A 21,357-nucleotide genomic window follows, 5' to 3' on the forward strand; every position below is an offset into this window, starting at 1 on the left:
TAGAAACTCCATTGAGGACGCTGAAGAGCAGCTGTCATCATCGAAAGGTGCTTACTTCTTTATTATTGTACGACTAAGTCTAGTCTTTATTGTTCTCTGCGGAGTGATCTATCCTCTGACGACTACAGCGATTGCTCAGGTTCTGATGCCATCGCAAGCGAACGGTAGCTTGCTTAAGAATGATGCTGGAGTAGTTGTAGGCTCGGAACTCATCGGGCAGAACTTTACGGACCCCGCTCTATTCCATGGCCGTGTGTCCAGCATTGAGTATAAAGCGGAAGCTTCAGGCTCCAATAACTACGCTCCATCCAATCCGGATATGCTACAGCGGACGAAGGATTTTATCACACAGTGGCAGCTCGATAACCCGGATGTAGCATTGAGCAAATTGCCGGTAGATTTGGTAACCAACTCAGGTTCGGGGCTTGATCCGCATATCACGCCTGCTTCGGCTATCGTGCAGATTCCCCGGATTAGCAATTTAACTGGTATTCCTGCCACGCAGTTGGAAGAGCTCGTGAACAAGCATACTGAAGGTCGCGACCTAGGGTTGTTCGGTGAAGAACGGGTAAATGTATTGAAGCTGAACATGGATCTTCAAAAACTATCGAACAAATAAATATAGCAAATGTCCCTGCCAGATTCCTCTGAATCGGGCAGGGATATCTTCAAATATAAGAAAGTATCAGTTACACACGATACACCATCCTTATATTTCTACGAGAAACAGTTGTCATCTTTAAAGGTCGGCAACGCCGTTTCTTCTTGCTTCCTAAGCAGAGAAGAGTTCATGTATGAACGGGGTTATGTTAAGGAGTGATCTTGATGGGAACATACCGGAGGAAGACGCCGGAGGAACTGCTGCTCTCTATCTATGAGCTGCATCGAGGGCGTCTGAAGATCTATATAGGGCCGGTCAGTGGATCGGGCAAGACGTATCAGATGCTGCGTGAGGGCCAGGCGCTTAAAGCGCAGGGAATCGATGTCGTGATCTGTGCGGTTTCGACGAATCAGAGTCCAGAAACTAAGGATCAGCTGGGCGACCTCGAACGGATACCGAGTATCCATTGGTTTCAGAAGGATATTGAGAAGAAGGATCTTGATGTAGAAGCTATTGTGGCACGTAATCCAGAAGTTGTGCTGACAGATGGCTTGGCTCACCAGAATCGCGAGGGTGCGGAAAGGGCTGGAAGGCTGGACGATATCAAATATTTATTGAGTAATGGGATCAGTGTCATCACAACTGTAAACGTATATGAACTGGAGGGTGCTGCGGATCTAGCGCGGAAGTGGACCGGGATTGAGGTAGAGCATTCCCTTCCCGCTGAAGTGCTTACTCTTGCAGATGATATCGTCCTAATTGATGTGACCCCGGAAAAGATACTTCAACGCTTGTCCGATGGACATTTAGGTAAGCACCAGCAGAGATCACTTTTTAACAAAGGCAATTTAAGCAAGCTGCGGGAGCTGGCACTTCGGATGGTCGCTGAGGATGTTAATGATTCGCTGGAGAAACACCGGGAAGAACAAGGGCTGCAGGGAGCTTCGGGGATCGCAGAGAAAGTCTTAGTATCCGCACAGTATTATTGGAATGGCTCGATCCATATCCGCCGTGGACAGCAGATCGCCAAACGGTTAAACGGGGATCTGGCGGTGGTGTCATTCTGGAGGCAAGGTCTCACCCTATCTAAGGAAGCAGCTACCTTTAAGAGATCTCTCTGGAAGCTGACCGAGAAGATTGGGGCCTCTATGGAGGAGATACCCTTTCGTTCGAAGAGGGAGATCCCTCGTCTCTTGGTAAAATACGCAACCCGGCATAATATTACTCGAATCGTTATGGGGCACTCCAAGCAGACCGCGTGGCAGGAATTATGGAAAGGCTCGATTGCCAATTCATTAATGAAGCAAATCCGGGGTGTGGATGTGTTCTTCGTGGCGGATCGCGCAGACCGTGAGGGAGAACGTGTACTTCCAACCCGGCAGAGTCGTAATGAACGGAAAGCGGATGCCTATCACAGGTTAAGTAGTCAGGAAGTAAAGGATAAAATCGATGCGATTCGCGGAGGAACATTTAAGGTGTATATTGGTGCGGCTCCCGGTGTGGGCAAGACTTACAAGATGCTGCGTGAAGGGAACGATCTTTTGAAGAGAGGGATCGATGTCGTTATTGGACTGCTGGAAACGCATGGCCGCAAAGAAACCCTTGAACAAATCGGTGGACTGGAGATCCTTCCGCGACTACGTATGGAGTACCGAGGGACTGTCCTTGAGGAAATGGATACGGCAGCAATCATTAAGCGTAATCCTGAAGTCGTGCTGGTGGATGAACTCGCTCATACTAATATGCCAGGCAGCAAACATAAGAAGCGGTATATGGATGTTATGGAGCTGCTGGATGCGGGAATATCTGTGATCTCTACAGTGAATGTTCAGCATTTAGAAAGCTTGAATGACGCAGTAGAACAAATTACTGGAGTTAGGGTAAGAGAGACCTTTCCGGATAGCATTCTACAGCGGGCTAACGAGGTAGAACTTATTGATGTATCACCTAAGACACTCCAGGAACGGATGAAGGATGGGAAAATCTATGCAATGGCCAAGGTGGATCAGGCGCTGGGGGCTTTTTTCAAAATCGGGAATTTGATCGCCCTCCGGGAGTTGGCGCTGCGGGAAATTGCTGACGATGTAGATGAACGGCTAGAATCTTGGGAACGTGTCGGTTCGCTGCGGGGGCCTTGGCGGCGTCAGGAAGTCATTTATGTGTGTATCACCTTGGGGGATCATGCGGAGCGCTTAATTCGGCGTGGTTTTCGGATTGCATATCGTCTAAAAGCTTGCTGGTATGTTACGTATGTGCAGGAATTTAAACAAAATGGACCCGTTTATGATAAACGTATAAATGATTTAAAGGAATTGACGGAACGACTGGGTGGAACGTTTAAGATGATTCCTAACGTGCTCCCCGCACGAGTGGCGTCCTTGCTGCTTGAAAGATCTCAAGTTTTGCAGAGCACTCAGATTATTATCGGTCAGTCACAACGCTCATGGCTGCGAAAAAGTCTTCGCGGCGATGTTACCAAGCAGATTCTACGTACTGCCAGAAACGTGGATGTACTGGTCGTGGCAGATCTCAAACGTGAGGAACCATAGACTATGACTAATGAAAAAGGGTATTCCCAAGCCAATTGGCCGTGAGGATACCCTTTTTGCACATATGAATTACATCATGTACTGAATAGTTTAATAGCTGAATTATTTAGCAGCTTCGATGAGTTCTTTGAGCGCAGGAAGATTAAATCCCTTGATGGCTTGATCTCCTGCTACGGTTACAGGAATACCCATGAAGCCAAGCTTCTCGACTTCCTCTTGATAGACTGTGCTGGTCATAACATCTCTTACTTCGAAAGGAACACCTTGCTCAGTGAGATATTGTTTGACCAAATTACAGTCACTGCAGCCTGCGGTTGAATAGACAATCACTGACTCACTCATTGGTTCACAGCCTCTTTGATCGCGTCTCTTGTGATCTTCCAGTGCGAAGTGTTCCAGCGAACCTCATTATCCTCAAGCAGGAAGAGTTGTGGAGATTCATGTTTGATGCCAAATTCCTCAGCAATTTGATTGGAAACGGAACGATCCTCGATGACTAAGACCACTGCAGCGGCAGTATCCGCATCCTTCAGATAAGCCTGAAACTCTTCATTAGCTTTAGCACTAATCGGGCAGGTAGTACTGTGTTTAAACAGCAGTTTCTTGCCAGGCTTAGCTACATATTGCTCAAGATCCTCCAGCGTATGGAGTTGTTGAATAGACATAGATATCACCCTCCTGGGATCGTTATTTGCTAACAATTGTGTTGTTAACAACCTGTAATCATGATTGTAACATAGATCAAAATTAAAACAAAAAGGATTCTGAAGGGCCTGTACAAAGGGAAGCCATACCTGAAACCGATCGCGTTGAAAAAAAAGATATAGCATGCTAAGGTGAAAAGAAGCAACATGCCTAACCATATCGCTAGGAGATAGGAGTGTTCATAAGAATGAAGAGAGTTGCATGTGTGACCGGAGCTGATCGGGGCCTCGGACTGTCTCTTGTACGTTCGATGCTAGCAAAACAGTTCACGGTATTTGCAGGACAATATATGAAAGAATCAGAAGAATTGAAAGCGCTTAAAGAACAGTATCCTGAACAGCTGGAACTTATCCCCCTTGATATCAGCAATAAAGACAATGTAAAGCAAGCTGCAAGAGCAATAGCAAGCAAAACTGGATATGTCGATATCATTATTAATAATGCGGGTATTATTCATTCCGCTGATGATGCTACGATGCTGGTAGATATGGATGATGAGGGCATGGCAGAAATTTATAATGTAAATACGCTTGGCGCGTTAAGTCATGGTGTTTCATCCTGGCTGGATGCAGACATATATGCATGGCCAGAAGAATGAGCAAGCAGATATTTCTCCGGAAGCGTCGGCGGGTCAGATTGTGAACCTTGTTCTGGAGTATAAAAAGTATCTGGGCGAGGAACCGGCTTATCTTGATTTGTTTGGCAGCTCGTGGCCTTGGTAGGACGGATGTCTCAAAAAAATATAAGAAGAAAGGCGCTGATCCAATGTCTACACTAAAAGCACTTGCACTCGGAAGTTACTCGGAGGTTAAATATCACCCATTTGCTGGAGTGGATCGGGAGATTGAACAAATTCTAGCCAATGATATGCAGGTGTATTCTTCAGAGGATTATGGGCTGCTCAATAAAGAAACGTTGTCTGACTACAAGCTGGTAATCTCCTATACCGAATTTTCTGATGACAAAATTCCGGCGGAACAAAGCGGTGCATTGCTATCCTATGTGGCTGGCGGGGGCGGACTACTAGTGGTACATAACGGAATTTCCTTACAACGAAATCAGGAGCTTGGTGCCCTACTGGGAGCACATTTCACCCATCATCCAGAGTTCACTGCTCTACAGATGTCCATACCAGCACGGGAGCATCCCATTATGCAGGGAATAGAAGAATTTGTGATTGATGACGAGCCGTATTATTTTGAGATGCATCCTTATTTCGAAACGACAGTGCTTGCAGAATATCCTCATGAGGGAGCGATGAGACAAGCGGCTTGGTGTCACGAATTTGGTTTAGGCCGGGTTGTTTATTTAATGCCAGGGCACCATCTGCCTTCATTCTCGGTAGAGCCATTTCGCCAAATGATTCGTAGAGGTGGGCTTTGGGCAGCAGGATTATTGTAGAACGTAGGGTCAATCTTCCCAAAGCTCACAAAATGACAAAACCTCGATATCAGAACTTGAAAAGTGAAGACATGCCTGTACGACAAGAGGAAGGGGCAATCATTAAAGTTTTTTCCGGCTCTTCCGGAGGCGTGAAAGCTCCAACTCTAAATTATATTCCGATTACAATGGATTCATCTATGTTCTTGAGGGTAAGGGGACATTTGGTCACAATAACATCAATGCCTCCAAAGGCCAGGTTTTATGGTTGAGTGAAGGCGGTAGCGGAGAAAGCGAAATAGATATTACTGCTACTGAGGAGCTGCGAATATTACTGTATGCTGGTGAGCCCATCCATGAACCGGTAGTCGCTAGAGGACCGTTCGTAATGAACACGGAAAGAGAAATTACCGAGGCTTTCAGTGAGTATCGACAAGGAACTTTTTTGAAATAACAGCTATGCCGCAATCTGAATTTTTGAATACAAAGAGGCTCCACAGAAGCTAATGGCTTTTGTGGAGCCTCTTTCTGTAACTTTAACTTCTCCAATATTATATGCATGAATTATCCACTTTCGGTAAAAAATACGGTCACAGCTATAAAGGAGGTGTTAAGGGTGTGGCATGAGGTAATAGAATTAATTCCTAGTTGGAGCGTGGTTTTCCAAGGGATTATGATTTTCTGCGTCCCGTTCATCCTACTGCGTACAATAAGCTGGGCTAAAGCTAAAGAAGACAGGTTAACCACTAGAGCCAAAAAAGCTACTGGCAGCAAAGGTGGAGGTGTTCCTAACGCAGAAGCATCTGGAGGAACAAGCAATTTAGAAGGGCTTAAGGAGCAGAATAGCTCGGATGAAGTAACTAAGGATACGGATGTAGCAATAACTTATAGTGGTCATTTAAAGGAGGATTTGCAGAAATTTAAAGAGATCAGTGCCGATATGCACGATGTGAATGTAAGGGAATTGCGAATCGGAAGTATAAAGACCAGGGCAGCGCTTTTGTACGTAGAAGGGCTAACGGACAAAGACAAAATGGATCAGAATATATTGAAGCCGTTAATGAATGCGTATCGGCCTTTTAAGGATATGAATGCCATACCAGAAGCGAAAGATCTACAAGATATTCTCATCCATGAGATATTGCTCATATCAGAAATTGAGCATACGGATAATGCAAACCTCTCCCTACAGAAGGTGTTATTTGGATCTGCAGTGCTGCTCGTGGATGGGATATCAGAGGCTTTTGTGCTCAGTAGTCCGAAGGGGAATACAAGAGGGATTCAGGAGCCAGAATCTGAAGCAGTCTTGCGGGGATCGCGAAGCGGATTTAACGAGACATTAAGTGATAACACGGCAATTCTGCGTAGACACGGGCAGAGTACAGAACTAGCGATGATTTCTTTTACTGTAGGAAAGAGAATGCAGAAGGAATTGATCCTAACTTATATCAAAGATATTGCGAATGATGAACTTGTAGAAGAGGTTAAACGAAGAATTAGAACGATAGATATAGATGATGTTCAAGAATCTGGTTATGTCGAGCAATTAATCGAAGATAATAGCTACAGCCCTTTCCAGCAGATTCAGAATACGGAAAGGCCGGACCGCGTAATGGCAGCACTTCTGGAAGGAAGAGTGGCTATCTTAATTGATGGTACACCCTTTGCATTGATTATGCCGGTTACCTTCGGGATGTTACTGCAATCTCCAGAGGATTATAACGATCGCTGGATGGTAGGGTCGCTGCTACGTCTTTTGCGTTTTCTTGCGGCAACGATATCCCTTTTTGCGCCGGCACTATATATTTCCTTCCTCTCGTTCCAGCCAGGATTGATCCCAACGAAGCTGGCCATTTCCATAATCAGCTCCAGGCAAGGCGTACCCTTCTCTGTATTAATTGAAGCATTGATTATGGAAATCGCGATTGAAATCTTACGAGAGGCTGGACTTCGCTTGCCTAAACCTATCGGTCCGGCAATGGGGATTGTCGGCGGTCTGATCATCGGGCAAGCTGCGGTAGAAGCTGGAATTGTGAGCCCAATCTTAGTCATTGTAGTTTCGCTTACGGCTGTTTCTTCCTTCTCTATGCCAATGTATAGTGCTGGGATGACGCTTCGTATGCTCCGGTTTGCAGCCATGTTTTTTGCAGCGATCTTTGGATTATACGGAGTTGTACTGTTTTTTCTTTTGCTTAGTAGTCATTTAATTAAGCTGAAGAGCTTTGGTGTTCCTTATCTTGGTCTGGCAGTTCCGAATAAGACAGTGAATTGGAAAGATTTTATATTCCGTATGCCTTTGCAATTTCTAACAGGGCGCCCTACGTTGTTGAAACCAAAGGACCCCTTGCGTAAAGGGTGAGAAGTCTAGGTAAAGGAGGAAGAGATCATGAGCGCCGAGGTAAAGGACCGAATTACTGCTATTCAAGCGACGATCATTCTAGCCAATTATACAATTGCGGCAGGGGTACTTACGCTTCCTCGAACCATTGTAGAGGCTAGCGGTAGTCCAGATGTATGGATATCTGTTTTTTTAGGGGGAGTAATCTCCTTTCTATCAGGATTGATCATTGTGAAACTTAGTCAACGGTTCCCAGGCCAGACTTTCTTTCAATATATCGGGAAGATCATCGGCAAGCCACTCGGATCGGTTCTCGCAATAGGAGTCATTGGGTATTTTCTCTGCATCGCCGGCTTTGAGGTGCGTTCGGTGCAGGAGGTGACATCTTTTTTTCTACTGGAGGGAACACCTCCTTGGGCTATTATGGCTGCTTTTATATGGATTGCCTTCTACTTATGCAGAGGAGGAATTAATGCTATCACTAGCATGTGCAGACTTATTGTTCCGATTACCTGGACAGTGTTTCTGGGGGTTTGTCTGCTTAGTTTAGAAGTTTTCGATCTCAATAATCTACTTCCAGTCCTTGGAGATGGATTGGAACCCGTATGGAAAGGGATCAGGCCAACCGTCCTAACCTTTACAGCGGGTGAAGCGATGTTGTTCGTTGTTGCTTTTATGGATAAGCCTCAAAAAGCAGTAAAGGTAATCATAGCTGGAACATGTATATCGACGATATTTTATAGCCTAGCAGTTATAGTGACCATTGGCGTCTTTTCTGTAGATGGAGTGATAACAAGAACTTGGCCGTTTCTCGATCTTATACGAAGTTTTGAAGTAAACTATCTCCTTTTTGAAAGGTTTGAGTCGTTGTTATTGGTGATCTGGATTATGCAGATCTTTTGTACCTTTTGTATTACAATTTATGCGGCGGCTTTAGGATTGTCTCAAATCTTTCATAAAAGGTTCCAAAGTTGTTTGCTGGCTATACTTCCGGTTGCCTATGTAATTTCTAGGATTCCTCCAAATGTGAATGCTCTGTTTGCTTTAGGAACAGGTATCGGTGATTGTATGCTTATTCTATTCGGATTGCTTCCGTTACCACTATTAATCATCACATACTTCCGGAGGGCTGTTTCATGAGAAAATGGAGGATGTGGATCGTACTTTCTGTACTATGTATCCTGTTGTCTGGCTGCTGGAGTAGCTCACCTATTGAGGAATTAAACATGATGATTGGCGTTGCACTGGACAGTGCGGATGAGACAGGAGATGAGGAGGTAGCTAAGCTGGAAGGTGGGAATCATACGAAGTCTGCAAAAATAATAAGTACCTATCAATTTACGATTCCACAAGGGTCGGGAGGGGCCATAATGAAGTCTTCTGCAAGTTCATCCTCTTTTAAGAATTACTATAATATGAGTGAAACTAGCGATTCTATCTTTGAAGCGATACGGCAGCTTTCACTGCGCACTCGACGCACTCCGATTGGTCATCACCTAAAGGTCATTGTGATTAGTGAAAAACTCGCGCGTTCTAAGAACCTTACTGAGCTAATAGATTTCTATACTCGGGATGATAATATCCGTCCCAGTATTATGTTATTTGTCAGCAAGGGAAAAGCCAAAGATGTATTGGAAAATGCACTGCCGGGTCAGACCCCTGCATTTGTACTTGAAGGGATCTACAATAACAGAGATCGGAATATGGGGATATTGGAGCCGGTATCTCTGGCTAAAGTAGTTGGCCCGTTGCAGGGAAAGAGAAGCTTCTTATTGCAAAATGTTATTGCTTTTGATAAGGAGACCAAGTTAGCAGGAGCAGGCGTAATCAAAGGGTCAACGGGGAAGCTTGTCGGATTTTTGGATGAATCGGAGCTGGAGGGAATGGTCTGGCTGACCGGAAAGGGAATAGGCGGAGTGCTTAAAACGTATGATCCGGATAACAATAACCTCATAACCTACGAAGTTAAATCTATGCATAGTAAGATCAAAGCCAATGTGAACAATGGGCAGATCTCTTTTGACGTAAAAATAAAATCTACAGGTAGATATGCTGAGGTCTTTGGCAAGGAATCGAAGAAATTACACGACGGAATTGTAAAGAAGGATAAAGCTGTGCTGCAGAAGCGTGTCATAGAAATGGTGCAAACCACTGTGAAGAAAATGCAGAAGGATCTGCATACCGAAGCTGCCGGTTTCGGCACCAGTCTACGTATTCAACATCCAGCCGTATGGCGGAGCGTCAAGGATAACTGGGACGAAACCTTCAGCCAAATTCCGATTACCTATGAAGTAAACCTGAATATTGAAGAATACGGTGCATCAGATACTGCGGCTGAATAGAGAGAGCTTATAAACGATTCAGAGTTACTTCGTCTGATTTGTGATAGGTATGACATCATTTTGATGTAGCGCATCGAGGACTTCGGTTTTTAATTGAGCAGTGAAGGTATTCCATGTTTTTTTGCCGATATCCAGTTCTTCACGTCCAATAGCGTTTAGTGTTTCCAGCCAAAGACGCTTATCGTTAATCAGGCCAAGTTGATCTTGAATCTGTTTATATATTTCCTCATGGGCATGGAATTTCTGATTTAACGCAAAAGCAGCTGCACTAGCGGTATATCGCAGTTCCTTAGCGGCCATTCTCAGCTGGTGCAGCGAGTCGAAGGCTGCTTCTGATTCTGCATCATGCCCACGAAATATGGCTTTGCAAGCTTTTTTCTTCTGCTCGTAAGCTACCTCGAGTTCACGCATGACAACGTTGACATCCTTTTTTGCTACTCGGGCCTCAAGCTGTTCGCTTAGGAAGGTTTTCCACTTCTCATCCAGATCCTCATTGATTAGCTTAGGCAGCTCATCGGCCAGCTTCTTACGGTAAGTTTTGCGCTTGTCCTTTTGGTGGTCGATCACAGCCTTTAACAGTTCTGCTGTCTTTGTATCGCCGACTTCCTTAGCCTGTTTGCATTTGGTCTTAAACGATTCAATGAGAACGTCTGCATCTCTGACTTTGCCTAATCTCTTTTGGGCTTTCTCAAATAGGGGATACAGTCCCAAAGCATGACCAGGGTCGAGAATGGATAGCAGTGTTAATAGCTTGCGGCAGTTTACTCTTGCTTGGTGAATGTCCTCACCATCGAATTTGCTAAGTGCATCATGGCTGTAATCCCAAAAGTCAATATACAGCAGGTTAAGTGCCTGTTCCCATTGTCTTGTCTTGGTTAACTGTCGTTCCTTCATCAGCTGGTCCACCGTCATGCGGCATCACTCCTTAACGTTGTGTATAGCATGAAACTAAGGTTACCCCTATTCGATCTGGGGCACGTTCGTATACTATAAGGATAGCGTTATAATAACCTCATTTCAATTCTGTTTTCGCAGCAATGGGGGCAATCGGGTACAATATCTCTATCATTATTTTGACGGACAATTCGGGAAAGAGGGGAATCGGTGGATACTCGTGAGTATGATTCAATGATCAATGGATCTTTCGATAGGGGGCAGGAAATCATCGGACTTCCTTCAGAAATGGGACTTTTTCAGCATCTGATCCTAAAGGATAATAGTAAAGATGCGGAAGCAGGGGGCTCCGGGGAGATGTTGATCCCTTTCGCCTTTGAGGAGACCCTTTGCAGGGATGTCGGAGCGGGCCTTGTTCCTCCTTGTCTGCATCTATGGAGTCATTCTGGGGGCGTGGCGCTCGGACTACGGGACAGCAAGCTTCCGTACGCGGCTCAAGCGATGGCTATGCTGGAGCAGCAAGGGATTCGTACAGCGGTAAGGCATTCCGGTGGTGCTGCGGTGCCTCTGGATGATGGAATTGTTAATGTTTCGCTAGTTCTGCCCAAAGGGCGCGGAAAACTGGACTTTCATGATGACTTTAAGCTTCTGGCTTCTTTGATCACTGATGCGGTTGCTATAAGTCATCCACAGGCTGCAGCACAAATTGAAGCTGGTGAGATTGTTGGTTCTTATTGCCCTGGTGACTTCGATCTGGCTATCGGTGGGCGTAAATTTTGCGGCATTGCCCAGCGCAGACAAAATAATGCCTATTTCGTGCATGCATTTGTTGTTGTTTCAGGTTCGGGACTAGAACGCGGTGAACTCATTCGTGACTTCTATGAGCAAGCATCTGGAGGAGACTCGGCATTATCTTATCCGCGGGTTCGTCCAGAGACGATTGCTGGACTTGGTGAACTAGGTGGACCAAATGCCACTGAAGTATTTGCCGAAGGCATTAAACAAGCATTAGCCCGCCGTGGAGTGGTGCTTAAATCCTCTGATATGTTGAAGCAGGAGACGGGTTATGTCTTGGACTACGAAGATCCGCGTGTTCTGGATGCTGCGCGAGTCCTGCATGAACGTTATTCCCAAGGATAAAAGGGTTTGAGCATAGTTAAGAAGGACGTAACGGAAATCTGGCGAAGGGCCAGCAACCGTAACGTCCTTTTTAATCATATAAGTCCGGACGTCTGTCTGCAAAAATCGGAATCTGCGCTCGAATTTCACGCACCTTATGTAAATCGATATCCCCCGTTAGGATTTCTTCCGCTTCAGAAGCTTCACATAAAATATCTCCCCAAGGATCAATAATCATGGAATGCCCAGCAAAGATATTGGCAGGGTCGCTGCCTGCACGGTTGCAAGCTACCACATAACATTGGTTCTCGATGGCTCGGCTGATCAGTAGCGCACGCCAATGGGACAGCCTAGAGAGAGGCCATTCTGCACTGATAAACAAGATTTCCGCTCCTTGCGCAGTATGGGCCCGAACCCACTCTGGAAATCGGATATCATAACAGATCAGCCCCGCACATAACGTACCTTCCAATGTGAAGAGTCCTTTGTCTTCTCCAGGCTGCAAATACAGGTGTTCATTCATTAGCTGAAACAAATGCAGCTTATTGTACGCGCCAACGAGATCTCCTGATCGATTAAATACAAACATACTATTGGTTACACCGGAAGCACGCTTGCTAGCTACTGAACCAGCGATGATATTGATGCTGTATTGTTTAGCCAAGCTAGAGATGAATTCCTTGGTAATTTTTCCTTCTGGATCGCCAATATCTTCTAGTCTGGTTAGATCATAGCCAGTGGTCCAAAGCTCAGGGAGGATAAGGCAATCGGGAGCCACAGCAGCTGCTTCACTAATTTTATATGCTGCGGCAGCATAATTCATAGTGGGATTACCAAATGCTATATCCAGCTGAATAAGCGATATTCTCATAGGACTCACCTCTTTTGTCCAAATATAAGTCGTTTCTTCTTGAAGAGTATAGCACGCAAAAGGGATAAGCAATGTTGCTTTTTAAAAAAGGATTTGATATATTAGTTGACGGGTCAATTATTATGAGTTAGTATAATTTCATACAAAACAATTGCATGCAATTAATTTTGGGGAGGAGGTATATTTTGACGGAGCACTATCCTGAGGAAGACCGCATATTTGAACTGCTGCAGGCATTGAACAAGGGAATCTGTCCGAAATTCGAACGATGTGCTGGGATCAGTCCCACACGGCTTCGCCTCCTGCATGAACTATTCCAGGTAGATGAAGTCAGCCAAATTACTCTGCAAAAGGGCATGGATATAGATGCGGCCGCCGTCACTCGGCACTTGAAGGGGATGGAAGAAAGCGGAACGATCACTCGCCGCAACAACCCAGTAGATAACAGGGTTACATTGGTCTCATTAACGGATCAAGGGCGGGAAAGAATGCTTCAATATAGCGAAGAGAAGAGGCGATTTGTCGCTACTCTGCTTACTGGCTTTAACGATCAGGAGCGAACAGTGCTCATAGATATGCTTAATCGTCTGCAATCTAATATCAATCTGTTGTAACCATACAAAATTACACACTCAAAGGAGAAATACACACATGAACGCTACACAAACAAACACACAAACAAATGATTTTAAAGAAATTATTACGGGTCGTCGCTCTATCCGCAAATACGATCCATCCGTTAAGATCAGCAAAGAAGAGATGACACAGATTCTTACTGAGGCTACTCTTGCACCTTCTTCTGTGAACATGCAGCCTTGGCGGTTTCTCGTCATTGAAAGTGATGAAGCCAAAGCTACTTTAGCACCTCTCGCTCGTTTTAATAACGTACAGGTTGAGACCTCTGCAGCTATGATTGCCATTTTCGGTGATTTGAACAATTTCGATTATGCTGAGGAGATTTATGGTACAGCTGTTGAACGTGGACTAATGCCTGCTGAAGTAAAAGAAAACCAATTGGCTAGATTATCCGCTCACTTCTCTAATTTGCCACGTGAAGTTAACAAAGACACCGTGCTCATCGATGGTGCGCTTGTTGCGATGCAGTTGATGTTGGTTGCTCGTGCACATGGTTACGATACGAACCCAATTGGTGGTTATGAGAAAGATCAAATCGCAGAAGCGTTTGGCATGGACAAAGATCGTTATGTTCCTGTGATGTTACTTTCCATTGGTAAGGCTGTTGATGCAGGTTATCCATCTGTCCGTTTGCCTATCGATAAGATTGCTGAGTGGAAATAATTTTTCACACCTAAGGAGGAATAAACAATGGTCATTATCCATGCTGTACTAAAAGTGAATCCGGAACGTCGCGAACAGTTTTTGGCTGAGTCTAAAACGCTACTCTCTGCTACTCACGCTGAAGAGGGACATCTCTCTTACGAGCTGTATGAGAATGCTGGAGAAGCAAATTCATTTATTATGGTTGAGACATGGCGCGACGCTGAAGCGGTATCTAGCCACAATACGAGCCCTCATTTTACCGCGTTCTCAGCTAAAGCGGGTGAATTCTTGGCTGCGCCACTAGACGTAAAAGTATTTAGCGCAGAACAAGTGAAATAAGATATCTCCATTCTTAGTGAATCCTGTTAATCTTAAACAGGGATGGTCCATAGCCACAATGGCTGCGGGGCATCCCTGTTTTTTATATTCCCACCGTTTATAAGAAGGAAACGAACAGGGTTACTCAGAATTACATTTGATAATTTTGGCCAATTGTCATGTATAATGATCGTTATAAATAATTAGGGTGGAGTATTGGCTATGAAAATAAAAATCACAAAGAATGGTTCAAAAAAGGACGAGGTATTCTTTCTCACAGACTTCGGCGAGGGCCGGGGAATCTGGTGCGGTGCTCCTGTGAAGCCAGGGACGGAAACGGATGTGGAATTCGAGCTTTCGGAGCTGTTCATGAGATGGGTGGATATTCTGCCTGTATCTGCTGGTGAGTTCAATATCAGGTTAGAGGGAGATAAGGTTGTTTTTACAGGTGTGCTGGAGAATATTGAAGAAGACGGAACGGGATTTTTGCGAATGGGTGAAGGGTTAGTGATGTTCGAGTGTCTCGGTGAACCTATGGCACTTGGTGTGTTTGTAGAATTACAGGTCCGTGATGTGAGAATCTACCCCTTGAGTATTTGACGCTTCTCAGCGACTAAGATAACATACAAAGATAACATTAGATTCAGAAAGCTAAGCATGAGGAGTAGAAGTTCATGAACACCGAAATTCAGCAATTTAAGACCGAATTCTTCAAAGCGCTGGCTCATCCAATGCGTATTCGTATTCTGGAGCTGCTCAGCGAAGGCGAGAAGAATGTAAATGAACTGCAGGCGATTCTAGGTTCGGAAGGCTCTGCTGTATCCCAGCAATTAGCTGTTTTACGTGCTAAGAATGTAGTAGCCAGTGTAAAAGAAGGCACCACAGTGATCTATTCGTTACGTGATCCTCTGATTAAAGATCTTCTAGTCGTTGCCAAGCAAATATTTGATAACCATCTGGTGAATACCATTTCATTGCTCGAAGGTATGCGCAGCGAATAAATGAATAACGTTATTTGGGCGTTGACAACAGTCGCGTCCTAGAGTAATGTTTTTCTTATATTCAAATAATCAGATATTTAGAGAAAAGAAGGTTTGATCATGACAGGGTGGGGCCGGTATAAAGGCTACAACATGAATGCATTTCGTAAGGATTTGATTTCGGGGACAATCGTCGGTGTTATTGCCATTCCTTTGGGGATGGCTTTTGCTATTGCTTCCGGTGTAAAACCGGAGTATGGAATTTATACAACGATAGTCGCGGGGATATGTATTTCATTGTTCGGGGGCTCAAAATTTCAGATTGGTGGGCCGACAGGTGCATTTATTCCTATTCTGTTCGCCATTGCAATGGAGTATGGCTATGAGAACCTGCTAATAGCAGGGATGATGGCAGGGGTTATTCTACTCCTCATGGGATTATTAAAACTAGGTGTATTGATTAAGTTTATTCCGAGGCCGGTTACGATTGGGTTCACAGCGGGAATAGCGGTCATTATCTTCACCGGACAGATTGCTAATTTCCTTGGTTTAAGGGATATAGAGCGGCACGAGAGTTTTGTAGATAATATGAAAGAGATTGGGCTTCATCTATCGACGGTGAATGGATACAGTATCCTGACCGCCGTGATTTGTCTTGCCGTGGTCATCCTAGCGATCCGATTCGCTCCGAAGATACCTGGATCATTGGTAGGCCTTCTGTGCGCGACTGTGATAGCTGCGCTATTCTTTAGCGGCAAGGTGACTACGATTGGCTCTGCTTACGGAGATATTCCTAATAGATTACCAAGCTTCCGATTTCCGAACATAACGTGGGAACGGATTACAATGCTGATTCGTCCGGCCTTCATCATCGCGATGCTCGGTGCTATAGAGTCATTGTTATCCGCTGTCGTAGCTGATGGAATGACGAGTAGCCGCCATAATAGCAATCGTGAGCTGATAGGTCAGGGAATCGCGAATATTGCCGCTCCATTGTTCGGAGGGATACCGGCCACAGGTGCAATTGCTAGAACAGCAACGAACATCAAGAGTGGTGGTGTTTCTCCGATCTCAGGGATCGTTCACGGTGTTGTGGTGTTTCTAATTCTCCTGTTGTTCGCACCCTATGCTTCTAGTATTCCTCTGGCTGCAATGGCACCTATCTTAATGGTGGTTGCCTGGAATATGAGTGAACGCAAAGAATTTATTCATTTGCTTAAGATCAAAACCGGCGATTCCTTGGTGTTATTCATCACTTTCTTGCTAACGATATTTGCAGATTTAACGCTGGCTGTAGAGGTGGGTTTGATTCTTGCGGTCATTCTGTTTGTGAAACGAATGGGAGAGGTTCATTTGGTAACCAAAGTACTGCCTGATCCAAATTCCGTTAAGGTAGAGGCACATATGGTTACGGAGAGTCATGATTGTCCGCAAATTGGAATTTACACGGTGGAGGGTCCGCTGTTTTTTGGCGCTGCTTATCGATTCGATGATACGATGCCAAGCTATGGCTCGGATCAACCCAGAATTATATTAATGCGGATGGGAAAAGTACCATTCATGGATACCACCGGAGAATCCAATTTAGCAGAACTGGTGCGGCATTTACAAGCAGTTGGAGGGAAGCTAATGATCTCCGGCATTCAGCCACAGCCGCTTGAGCTACTCAAGAGAACTGGACTGTATGACACCATAGGTGAGGCGCAGTTTTATCAGCATACCGGAGAAGCGATTAATGATGCACTTAGCAGCATCGATTACAGCAAGTGCATTGGATGTAGTCATGCCGCTTTTAGGGAGTGTTCTGCATTCTCCTGTATGGAAGATGCAGGGGGTCTGCGTGGCTTGAAAGGGCGTAAGAAACCTGTAATTGCACCAGAACTAAATGGTGGTCTCTGAGTTAAATAGATAAGAGTCAGCCCGGACGTTCCTGCGTCCGGGCTTTTGTATTCAAATTGGACTTGAGAATGCCAAATTTGTACAATTGGGTATAAGTTAAATGTAAACTATATCGATAAGGAGAATATAAGCTCATGAAGGAATTGAATTATCCAAAGGTGTTTATGCTCTTGGCAGGTCTGTCTGTGGCGACATTGGCCGTATATCGTGTAGTGTCACTTCAGACGGATTCGTTTTATGCTTTCTTAATCTGGAATTTGTTTCTGGCCTGGATTCCGTTCCTGTTCTCTATGGCTGCTTATGAACTGGATAAAAGGAAGATAGGTGGCTTACTGCTTGTTCCGCTAGGCGTCGCTTGGCTACTGTTCTTTCCGAACGCGCCTTATCTCATGACGGATCTGGTGCATCTAACGATAAGAAAAAGCAGATACATCGTGGATGGCACCATTCAGAATCGTTACTGGTATGACATGGTTACCCTCCTGTTATTCACATGGAGCGGTTGGTTGACCGGGTTCTTCTCTTTATATCAATTCCAGACGGTTGTTTATCGCAAAAGCAGCCTGCTATTCTCTTGGGTATTCGTACTCGCAGCATGTGTGCTTGGGGGGTATGGTGTACTGCTTGGCCGAGTCTACAGGCTTAATAGCTGGGACGTACTGACAGACCGGCATCAGTTGTATCAACTGGTTATGGATAGCTTGAATCGTCAGTCGGTATTTTTTAGCTTGTTTATTGCCTTTGTATTGCTGGTCATCTACTCTACGATGTACTGTTTGCTAAATGGTCTTGGAACCGGTGAAAGAGGGCGGATCTCCAAGGGTAAACGAGGTTAATCCATACATTCCGGATCAAATTGAAATTGCTTTAGATCTACCGCGCCCTTTTCATCAAAAATAATCCCTTCTTCCTGCAAATAAAGTTTCTGGACGGAACTAGACTCATCTTCAGTCAAGGAGATCATTCCTTTGGCGTTGATGACCCGGTGCCAAGGAAGTTTATATTTTCTACTCATGGAGTGAAGGATACGAACAACCTGCCTCGCGCCTCTTGGGCTTCCCGCCGCGCGGGCAATTCCCCCATAGGTCATCACTTTACCTTCTGGTATGGACTGTATGATACGTATCACTTGTTCCGTAAATGGTGTCATAGGGAGCTCCTATCTCTTATTTTCATCAAATTATACCAGATGATCACTACAATCATAAACAAACAGCAAAGCCGCCGCTAAAGCGGCTTTTTTATATATTTAACGGATGGAGGTTACTCTCCCCTGCGAAGAAGTTGATCCCTTTTCAGTATAATTTTGGCGGATAGTATTTAGTGAGACGGGGGATAATTTCTAGGAGACCTATTGTGACAGGAGTGACTACTGTGGAGAAACAGACAGCAGGAGGTAACAGCAAAGATTCTCAAAAAAATACAACGTCTGGGCAGACTCCGAGTAAATCGCTAGATGAAATGATGAACCTGTTTCGACAAATATTCAAGGATGATGGCACCCTTAGAATCAGAGTGCTAAATAATGAGTACAGTGAAAGTCTTCGCTTCGGATTAGTCTATGTTGACGGGATGGTTGACAAGCATATGATTCAGGAGGGAGTTATTAAGCCATTGATGGCTTTTGATTTCACCAGAATGGATGATGGCAACACAGCTGAACTGATGGAGAAGATTCGGACGCAGGTCATTAACATTACTGATGTGGTTGCCTCTACAGATTTGAATGAAATGATCAGTGCGATTATAGCTGGCAAGACTTTATTGCTGCTCGACGGTTATGCTGGTGTTCTCAATATTAATGCACAAGGCTGGGAGACAAAGGCTATTACGGAGCCAGTCACCGAGAAAAGTGTTTATGGTCCGCGGGAAGGATTTACAGAATCGCTGCTAGTTAACCTGACTCAAATCCGTCGAAGACTACAAGATCCTGATCTGAAGTTTATTTTTAGCCAGATCGGGACACGTTCCAACACACAGATATGTATCTGCTATATGGAAAGCCTGGCATCACCAAGTATTATTAAAGAATTGCAGGATCGACTTAAGCAGGTGGATATAGATCTTATTCTGGATACGGCATATCTTTCGGAATTAATAAGAGACGAACCCTTTTCACCCTTTGAAATGACAGGAAGCACAGAACGACCGGATTCCTTAGTCAGTAAAATGATGGAGGGTAGAGTGGCCTTACTCATAGAAGGTAGTCCGTATGCGATGACCGTACCCTATCTATTTGTGGAAAATTTTCAAGCAAGCTCTGATTATTACATTAACTATTATTTTGGTTCATTTAACCGAATGCTAAGAATGGTTGGAGCTTTTCTGTCTATTAGTATTCCCGCACTTTATGTGGCTTTGGTCACCTTCAGTCAGGAAATGATACCGACCCAGTTATTGCTCAGCATTGCTACTTCAAGAGTAGCAGTCCCCTTTCCGACAGTAGTAGAGGCAGTGTTCATGTTAACGATATTTGAAATCCTAAGAGAGGCAGGAGAACGGATTCCTACCTATATTGGACAGGCGATCAGTATCGTAGGGGCTCTTGTGTTAGGGCAGGCGGCCGTAGAAGCAAGATTAGTAAGTGCTCCGATGATTATTGTAGTCGGTTTAACCGGAATTATGACGCTGCTCAATCCTAGATTGACGGGTCCATTAATTGTAGTAAGAGCACTTCTACTAATTGCAAGCTTTATGCTAGGGGTTTACGGGTACTTTCTCGGGATACTCGGGCTTGTTATTCATTTGATGAGTCTGCGCTCCTTTGGGGTATCATACATGCTTGGGATAGGCTCTATCCGTCCGCAGGATATTAAAGATACAGCGATCAGGGCACCGTGGTGGCATATGCATCTGCGTCCAGCGATGATCGGGGCACGAAACAGGAAGAGAAAAGGGTCCAGTAAAATAGAGAGAAGGCCATGAACATGCTAAAAAAGGTAATCCTGGCCTTTATATCCCTGATCCTTCTTATAAGTGTAACTGGCTGTTGGAACTACTCTGAAGTGGATGATATATCGATTGTAGCCGGGGTGGGGATTGACAAGGGCGAATCTGAAGGGGAACTGTCGGTAACGGTAGAGATTGTGGATACGAAGGAAGGGATGAAATCAAGTCCAGCTGGATTTAAAATACTAACACTCTCTGGCAAGACGATTTTTGAGATTGCGCGAGGAATAATCTCCATAACAGGAAAAAAATTATTTTGGAGTCATTCCAAAGCGATTGTTCTCAGTGAAGAGGTAGCCCGGGAAGGAGTTATCAAAGTGATTGATTGGTATAACAGAGATACAGAGACACGATCGGATGTATACATATTCGTCTCTAAAGAGAAGACGGCTAAGGAAGTGATCAGTCTAAGCAGTGTAACGGAAAGTATTACAGCCTTTGCACTAGCACAACAGATGAGGTCTGAGAAGAATGTCAGTACGGCTCCCGTCGTGGAAATTTGGGATTTCATTGATAAGTTAGAGGCTTCTGGTGAATTTGCAATGGCTCCACTTATTAATATTCATGAACAAAATAAGACGAAAAATGCTCAGGTAAGTGGGACAGCTATATTCAGAATGGATAAAATGGTTGGCACGATCAGCGGTGAAGAAACGAAATATATGCTGTTTGCCATAAATCAAATCGAGGGTGGGGTGCTACCCTTAAATGATGAACAAGGAAAACCTGCCTTTTCGCTTGAGATTCTGTCCAATAAAACAAAAGTAAAGCCAGTATGGATCGATGGCAAATTGCAAATGCAAATTAACACAGAAACGCAAGTCGGACTGGATGAGGTAATGACTCCGGAAGAATTCAATAATATTGATAGCAAGAACGTTCTTGAGAAGCGGGCCGGAAAGGAATTACAGAAGCGGATCCTTTCCGTCATCCATAGGGTTCAGCAGGATTATCATGCCGATATTTTTGGGTTTGGAGAGCTTGTGCATGAGAGAATGCCGCAAACCTGGAAGAAAGTTAAGGAAAACTGGGGACAGGAATTTTCCGAATTGGACGTTGTTGTAAATTCCAAAGTGATTATTAAGAGTAGTGGGCAAACCTCTAGATCTATCCAGACTCATTAAAAATAGG

23 protein-coding genes and 1 pseudogene are annotated in these 21,357 nt (G+C 44.6%); 19 read left to right on the top strand and 5 right to left on the bottom strand.

What is annotated here, in order from left to right:
- Window positions 1-10: 10 nt before the first annotated feature.
- Window positions 11-619, top strand: coding sequence for a potassium-transporting ATPase subunit KdpC (gene kdpC / locus MHH52_RS02700; RefSeq protein ID WP_340009470.1), 609 nt, complete (start codon window positions 11-13; stop codon window positions 617-619).
- A 206-nt stretch (window positions 620-825) separates the two neighbouring features.
- Window positions 826-3,150, top strand: coding sequence for a histidine kinase (locus tag MHH52_RS02705; RefSeq protein WP_340006492.1), 2,325 nt, complete (start codon window positions 826-828; stop codon window positions 3,148-3,150).
- 102 nt (window positions 3,151-3,252) lie between these two features.
- On the opposite strand, the gene MHH52_RS02710 is transcribed toward MHH52_RS02705, so the two are convergent.
- Complete coding sequence (locus MHH52_RS02710; RefSeq protein WP_313639944.1) at window positions 3,253-3,492, bottom strand: glutaredoxin family protein; 240 nt, start codon at window positions 3,490-3,492, stop codon at window positions 3,253-3,255.
- On the bottom strand, window positions 3,489-3,815 hold the full coding sequence (gene ytxJ / locus MHH52_RS02715) for a bacillithiol system redox-active protein YtxJ (protein ID WP_340006495.1): 327 nt from the start codon (window positions 3,813-3,815) through the stop codon (window positions 3,489-3,491). The genes MHH52_RS02710 and ytxJ overlap by 4 nt, the downstream gene beginning before the upstream one ends.
- 227 nt (window positions 3,816-4,042) lie before the next feature.
- On the opposite strand from ytxJ, the gene MHH52_RS02720 reads away from it, so the two are divergent.
- The 7 genes and pseudogenes from MHH52_RS02720 to MHH52_RS02750 all read left to right on the top strand — a co-directional run bounded on the left by MHH52_RS02720 (window position 4,043) and on the right by MHH52_RS02750 (window position 9,915).
- The gene (locus MHH52_RS02720) at window positions 4,043-4,453 is read left to right on the top strand and encodes an SDR family NAD(P)-dependent oxidoreductase (RefSeq protein WP_340006497.1); all 411 of its coding nucleotides are present in this window, start codon (window positions 4,043-4,045) and stop codon (window positions 4,451-4,453) included.
- Complete coding sequence (locus tag MHH52_RS02725) at window positions 4,434-4,577, top strand: hypothetical protein (protein ID WP_340006499.1); 144 nt, start codon at window positions 4,434-4,436, stop codon at window positions 4,575-4,577. The genes MHH52_RS02720 and MHH52_RS02725 overlap by 20 nt, the downstream gene beginning before the upstream one ends.
- A gap of 43 nt (window positions 4,578-4,620) precedes the next feature.
- Window positions 4,621-5,256 carry a ThuA domain-containing protein gene (locus MHH52_RS02730; protein ID WP_340006500.1) on the top strand — a complete coding sequence of 212 codons (636 nt, stop codon included), beginning with the start codon at window positions 4,621-4,623 and terminating at the stop codon, window positions 5,254-5,256.
- A gap of 8 nt (window positions 5,257-5,264) precedes the next feature.
- Window positions 5,265-5,689 (top strand): annotated as a pseudogene (locus MHH52_RS02735) (pirin-like C-terminal cupin domain-containing protein); the annotation flags it as partial.
- A 219-nt stretch (window positions 5,690-5,908) separates the two neighbouring features.
- Window positions 5,909-7,594, top strand: coding sequence for a spore germination protein (locus MHH52_RS02740; RefSeq protein ID WP_313639955.1), 1,686 nt, complete (start codon window positions 5,909-5,911; stop codon window positions 7,592-7,594).
- 27 nt (window positions 7,595-7,621) lie between these two features.
- Window positions 7,622-8,713, top strand: coding sequence for a GerAB/ArcD/ProY family transporter (locus MHH52_RS02745; protein WP_340006502.1), 1,092 nt, complete (start codon window positions 7,622-7,624; stop codon window positions 8,711-8,713).
- Window positions 8,710-9,915 (top strand): Ger(x)C family spore germination protein, encoded by a 1,206-nt coding sequence (locus tag MHH52_RS02750; protein ID WP_340006505.1) that lies wholly within the window; start codon window positions 8,710-8,712, stop codon window positions 9,913-9,915. The genes MHH52_RS02745 and MHH52_RS02750 overlap by 4 nt, the downstream gene beginning before the upstream one ends.
- Window positions 9,916-9,939: 24 nt before the next feature.
- Here the strand turns inward: MHH52_RS02750 and MHH52_RS02755 are convergent, their stop codons facing one another.
- Complete coding sequence (locus MHH52_RS02755) at window positions 9,940-10,827, bottom strand: CHAD domain-containing protein (protein ID WP_340006506.1); 888 nt, start codon at window positions 10,825-10,827, stop codon at window positions 9,940-9,942.
- A 192-nt stretch (window positions 10,828-11,019) separates the two neighbouring features.
- Here MHH52_RS02755 and MHH52_RS02760 point away from each other — a divergent pair, with 192 nt between their 5' ends.
- Window positions 11,020-11,949, top strand: coding sequence for a hypothetical protein (locus MHH52_RS02760; RefSeq protein WP_340006508.1), 930 nt, complete (start codon window positions 11,020-11,022; stop codon window positions 11,947-11,949).
- Window positions 11,950-12,019: 70 nt separating this feature from the next.
- Here MHH52_RS02760 and MHH52_RS02765 read toward each other — a convergent pair whose 3' ends face one another.
- A complete protein-coding gene (locus MHH52_RS02765) occupies window positions 12,020-12,799 on the bottom strand; it encodes a carbon-nitrogen family hydrolase (protein ID WP_340006511.1) in 780 nt (259 codons plus the stop codon).
- A 185-nt stretch (window positions 12,800-12,984) separates the two neighbouring features.
- Between MHH52_RS02765 and MHH52_RS02770 the strand changes: the two genes are divergently transcribed.
- From MHH52_RS02770 to MHH52_RS02800, 7 genes are all read left to right on the top strand, one after another.
- On the top strand, window positions 12,985-13,413 hold the full coding sequence (locus tag MHH52_RS02770) for a MarR family winged helix-turn-helix transcriptional regulator (RefSeq protein WP_340006513.1): 429 nt from the start codon (window positions 12,985-12,987) through the stop codon (window positions 13,411-13,413).
- 37 nt (window positions 13,414-13,450) lie between these two features.
- Window positions 13,451-14,098, top strand: a complete 648-nt coding sequence (locus tag MHH52_RS02775; protein WP_340006515.1) for a nitroreductase family protein — start codon at window positions 13,451-13,453, stop codon at window positions 14,096-14,098.
- Window positions 14,099-14,125: 27 nt separating this feature from the next.
- On the top strand, window positions 14,126-14,419 hold the full coding sequence (locus tag MHH52_RS02780) for a putative quinol monooxygenase (protein ID WP_340006516.1): 294 nt from the start codon (window positions 14,126-14,128) through the stop codon (window positions 14,417-14,419).
- Between the two features lie 201 nt (window positions 14,420-14,620).
- Window positions 14,621-14,998, top strand: a complete 378-nt coding sequence (locus MHH52_RS02785) for a hypothetical protein (protein ID WP_340006518.1) — start codon at window positions 14,621-14,623, stop codon at window positions 14,996-14,998.
- 74 nt (window positions 14,999-15,072) lie between these two features.
- A complete protein-coding gene (locus MHH52_RS02790; protein ID WP_313639932.1) occupies window positions 15,073-15,399 on the top strand; it encodes a metalloregulator ArsR/SmtB family transcription factor in 327 nt (108 codons plus the stop codon).
- A 99-nt stretch (window positions 15,400-15,498) separates the two neighbouring features.
- On the top strand, window positions 15,499-17,277 hold the full coding sequence (locus MHH52_RS02795) for a SulP family inorganic anion transporter (protein ID WP_340006521.1): 1,779 nt from the start codon (window positions 15,499-15,501) through the stop codon (window positions 17,275-17,277).
- 134 nt (window positions 17,278-17,411) lie between these two features.
- Window positions 17,412-18,113 (top strand): DUF1361 domain-containing protein, encoded by a 702-nt coding sequence (locus tag MHH52_RS02800; RefSeq protein WP_340006523.1) that lies wholly within the window; start codon window positions 17,412-17,414, stop codon window positions 18,111-18,113.
- Here the strand turns inward: MHH52_RS02800 and MHH52_RS02805 are convergent.
- A complete protein-coding gene (locus MHH52_RS02805; RefSeq protein WP_340006524.1) occupies window positions 18,110-18,427 on the bottom strand; it encodes an MGMT family protein in 318 nt (105 codons plus the stop codon). The genes MHH52_RS02800 and MHH52_RS02805 overlap by 4 nt on opposite strands.
- Window positions 18,428-18,633: 206 nt before the next feature.
- Between MHH52_RS02805 and MHH52_RS02810 the strand changes: the two genes are divergently transcribed.
- Window positions 18,634-20,202, top strand: a complete 1,569-nt coding sequence (locus MHH52_RS02810; RefSeq protein WP_340006525.1) for a spore germination protein — start codon at window positions 18,634-18,636, stop codon at window positions 20,200-20,202.
- A 2-nt stretch (window positions 20,203-20,204) separates the two neighbouring features.
- Window positions 20,205-21,350 carry a Ger(x)C family spore germination protein gene (locus MHH52_RS02815; RefSeq protein ID WP_340006526.1) on the top strand — a complete coding sequence of 382 codons (1,146 nt, stop codon included), beginning with the start codon at window positions 20,205-20,207 and terminating at the stop codon, window positions 21,348-21,350.
- Window positions 21,351-21,357 lie beyond the last annotated feature (7 nt).

The organism is Paenibacillus sp. FSL K6-0276 (genome assembly GCF_037977235.1).
Lineage (GTDB): Bacteria > Bacillota > Bacilli > Paenibacillales > Paenibacillaceae > Paenibacillus_AQ.

Excerpts from the sequence above, each read along its gene's own strand:
- MHH52_RS02705 (WP_340006492.1), top strand. The coding sequence starts at position 826 with ATGGGAACATACCGGAGGAAGACGCCGGAGGAACTGCTGCTCTCTATC.
- MHH52_RS02710 (WP_313639944.1), bottom strand. The coding sequence starts at position 3,492 with ATGAGTGAGTCAGTGATTGTCTATTCAACCGCAGGCTGCAGTGACTGT.
- ytxJ (WP_340006495.1), bottom strand. The coding sequence starts at position 3,815 with ATGTCTATTCAACAACTCCATACGCTGGAGGATCTTGAGCAATATGTA.
- MHH52_RS02720 (WP_340006497.1), top strand. The coding sequence starts at position 4,043 with ATGAAGAGAGTTGCATGTGTGACCGGAGCTGATCGGGGCCTCGGACTG.
- MHH52_RS02725 (WP_340006499.1), top strand. The coding sequence starts at position 4,434 with ATGCATGGCCAGAAGAATGAGCAAGCAGATATTTCTCCGGAAGCGTCG.
- MHH52_RS02730 (WP_340006500.1), top strand. The coding sequence starts at position 4,621 with ATGTCTACACTAAAAGCACTTGCACTCGGAAGTTACTCGGAGGTTAAA.
- MHH52_RS02740 (WP_313639955.1), top strand. The coding sequence starts at position 5,909 with ATGATTTTCTGCGTCCCGTTCATCCTACTGCGTACAATAAGCTGGGCT.
- MHH52_RS02745 (WP_340006502.1), top strand. The coding sequence starts at position 7,622 with ATGAGCGCCGAGGTAAAGGACCGAATTACTGCTATTCAAGCGACGATC.
- MHH52_RS02750 (WP_340006505.1), top strand. The coding sequence starts at position 8,710 with ATGAGAAAATGGAGGATGTGGATCGTACTTTCTGTACTATGTATCCTG.
- MHH52_RS02755 (WP_340006506.1), bottom strand. The coding sequence starts at position 10,827 with ATGACGGTGGACCAGCTGATGAAGGAACGACAGTTAACCAAGACAAGA.
- MHH52_RS02765 (WP_340006511.1), bottom strand. The coding sequence starts at position 12,799 with ATGAGAATATCGCTTATTCAGCTGGATATAGCATTTGGTAATCCCACT.
- MHH52_RS02775 (WP_340006515.1), top strand. The coding sequence starts at position 13,451 with ATGAACGCTACACAAACAAACACACAAACAAATGATTTTAAAGAAATT.
- MHH52_RS02780 (WP_340006516.1), top strand. The coding sequence starts at position 14,126 with ATGGTCATTATCCATGCTGTACTAAAAGTGAATCCGGAACGTCGCGAA.
- MHH52_RS02785 (WP_340006518.1), top strand. The coding sequence starts at position 14,621 with ATGAAAATAAAAATCACAAAGAATGGTTCAAAAAAGGACGAGGTATTC.
- MHH52_RS02790 (WP_313639932.1), top strand. The coding sequence starts at position 15,073 with ATGAACACCGAAATTCAGCAATTTAAGACCGAATTCTTCAAAGCGCTG.
- MHH52_RS02795 (WP_340006521.1), top strand. The coding sequence starts at position 15,499 with ATGACAGGGTGGGGCCGGTATAAAGGCTACAACATGAATGCATTTCGT.
- MHH52_RS02800 (WP_340006523.1), top strand. The coding sequence starts at position 17,412 with ATGAAGGAATTGAATTATCCAAAGGTGTTTATGCTCTTGGCAGGTCTG.
- MHH52_RS02805 (WP_340006524.1), bottom strand. The coding sequence starts at position 18,427 with ATGACACCATTTACGGAACAAGTGATACGTATCATACAGTCCATACCA.
- MHH52_RS02815 (WP_340006526.1), top strand. The coding sequence starts at position 20,205 with ATGCTAAAAAAGGTAATCCTGGCCTTTATATCCCTGATCCTTCTTATA.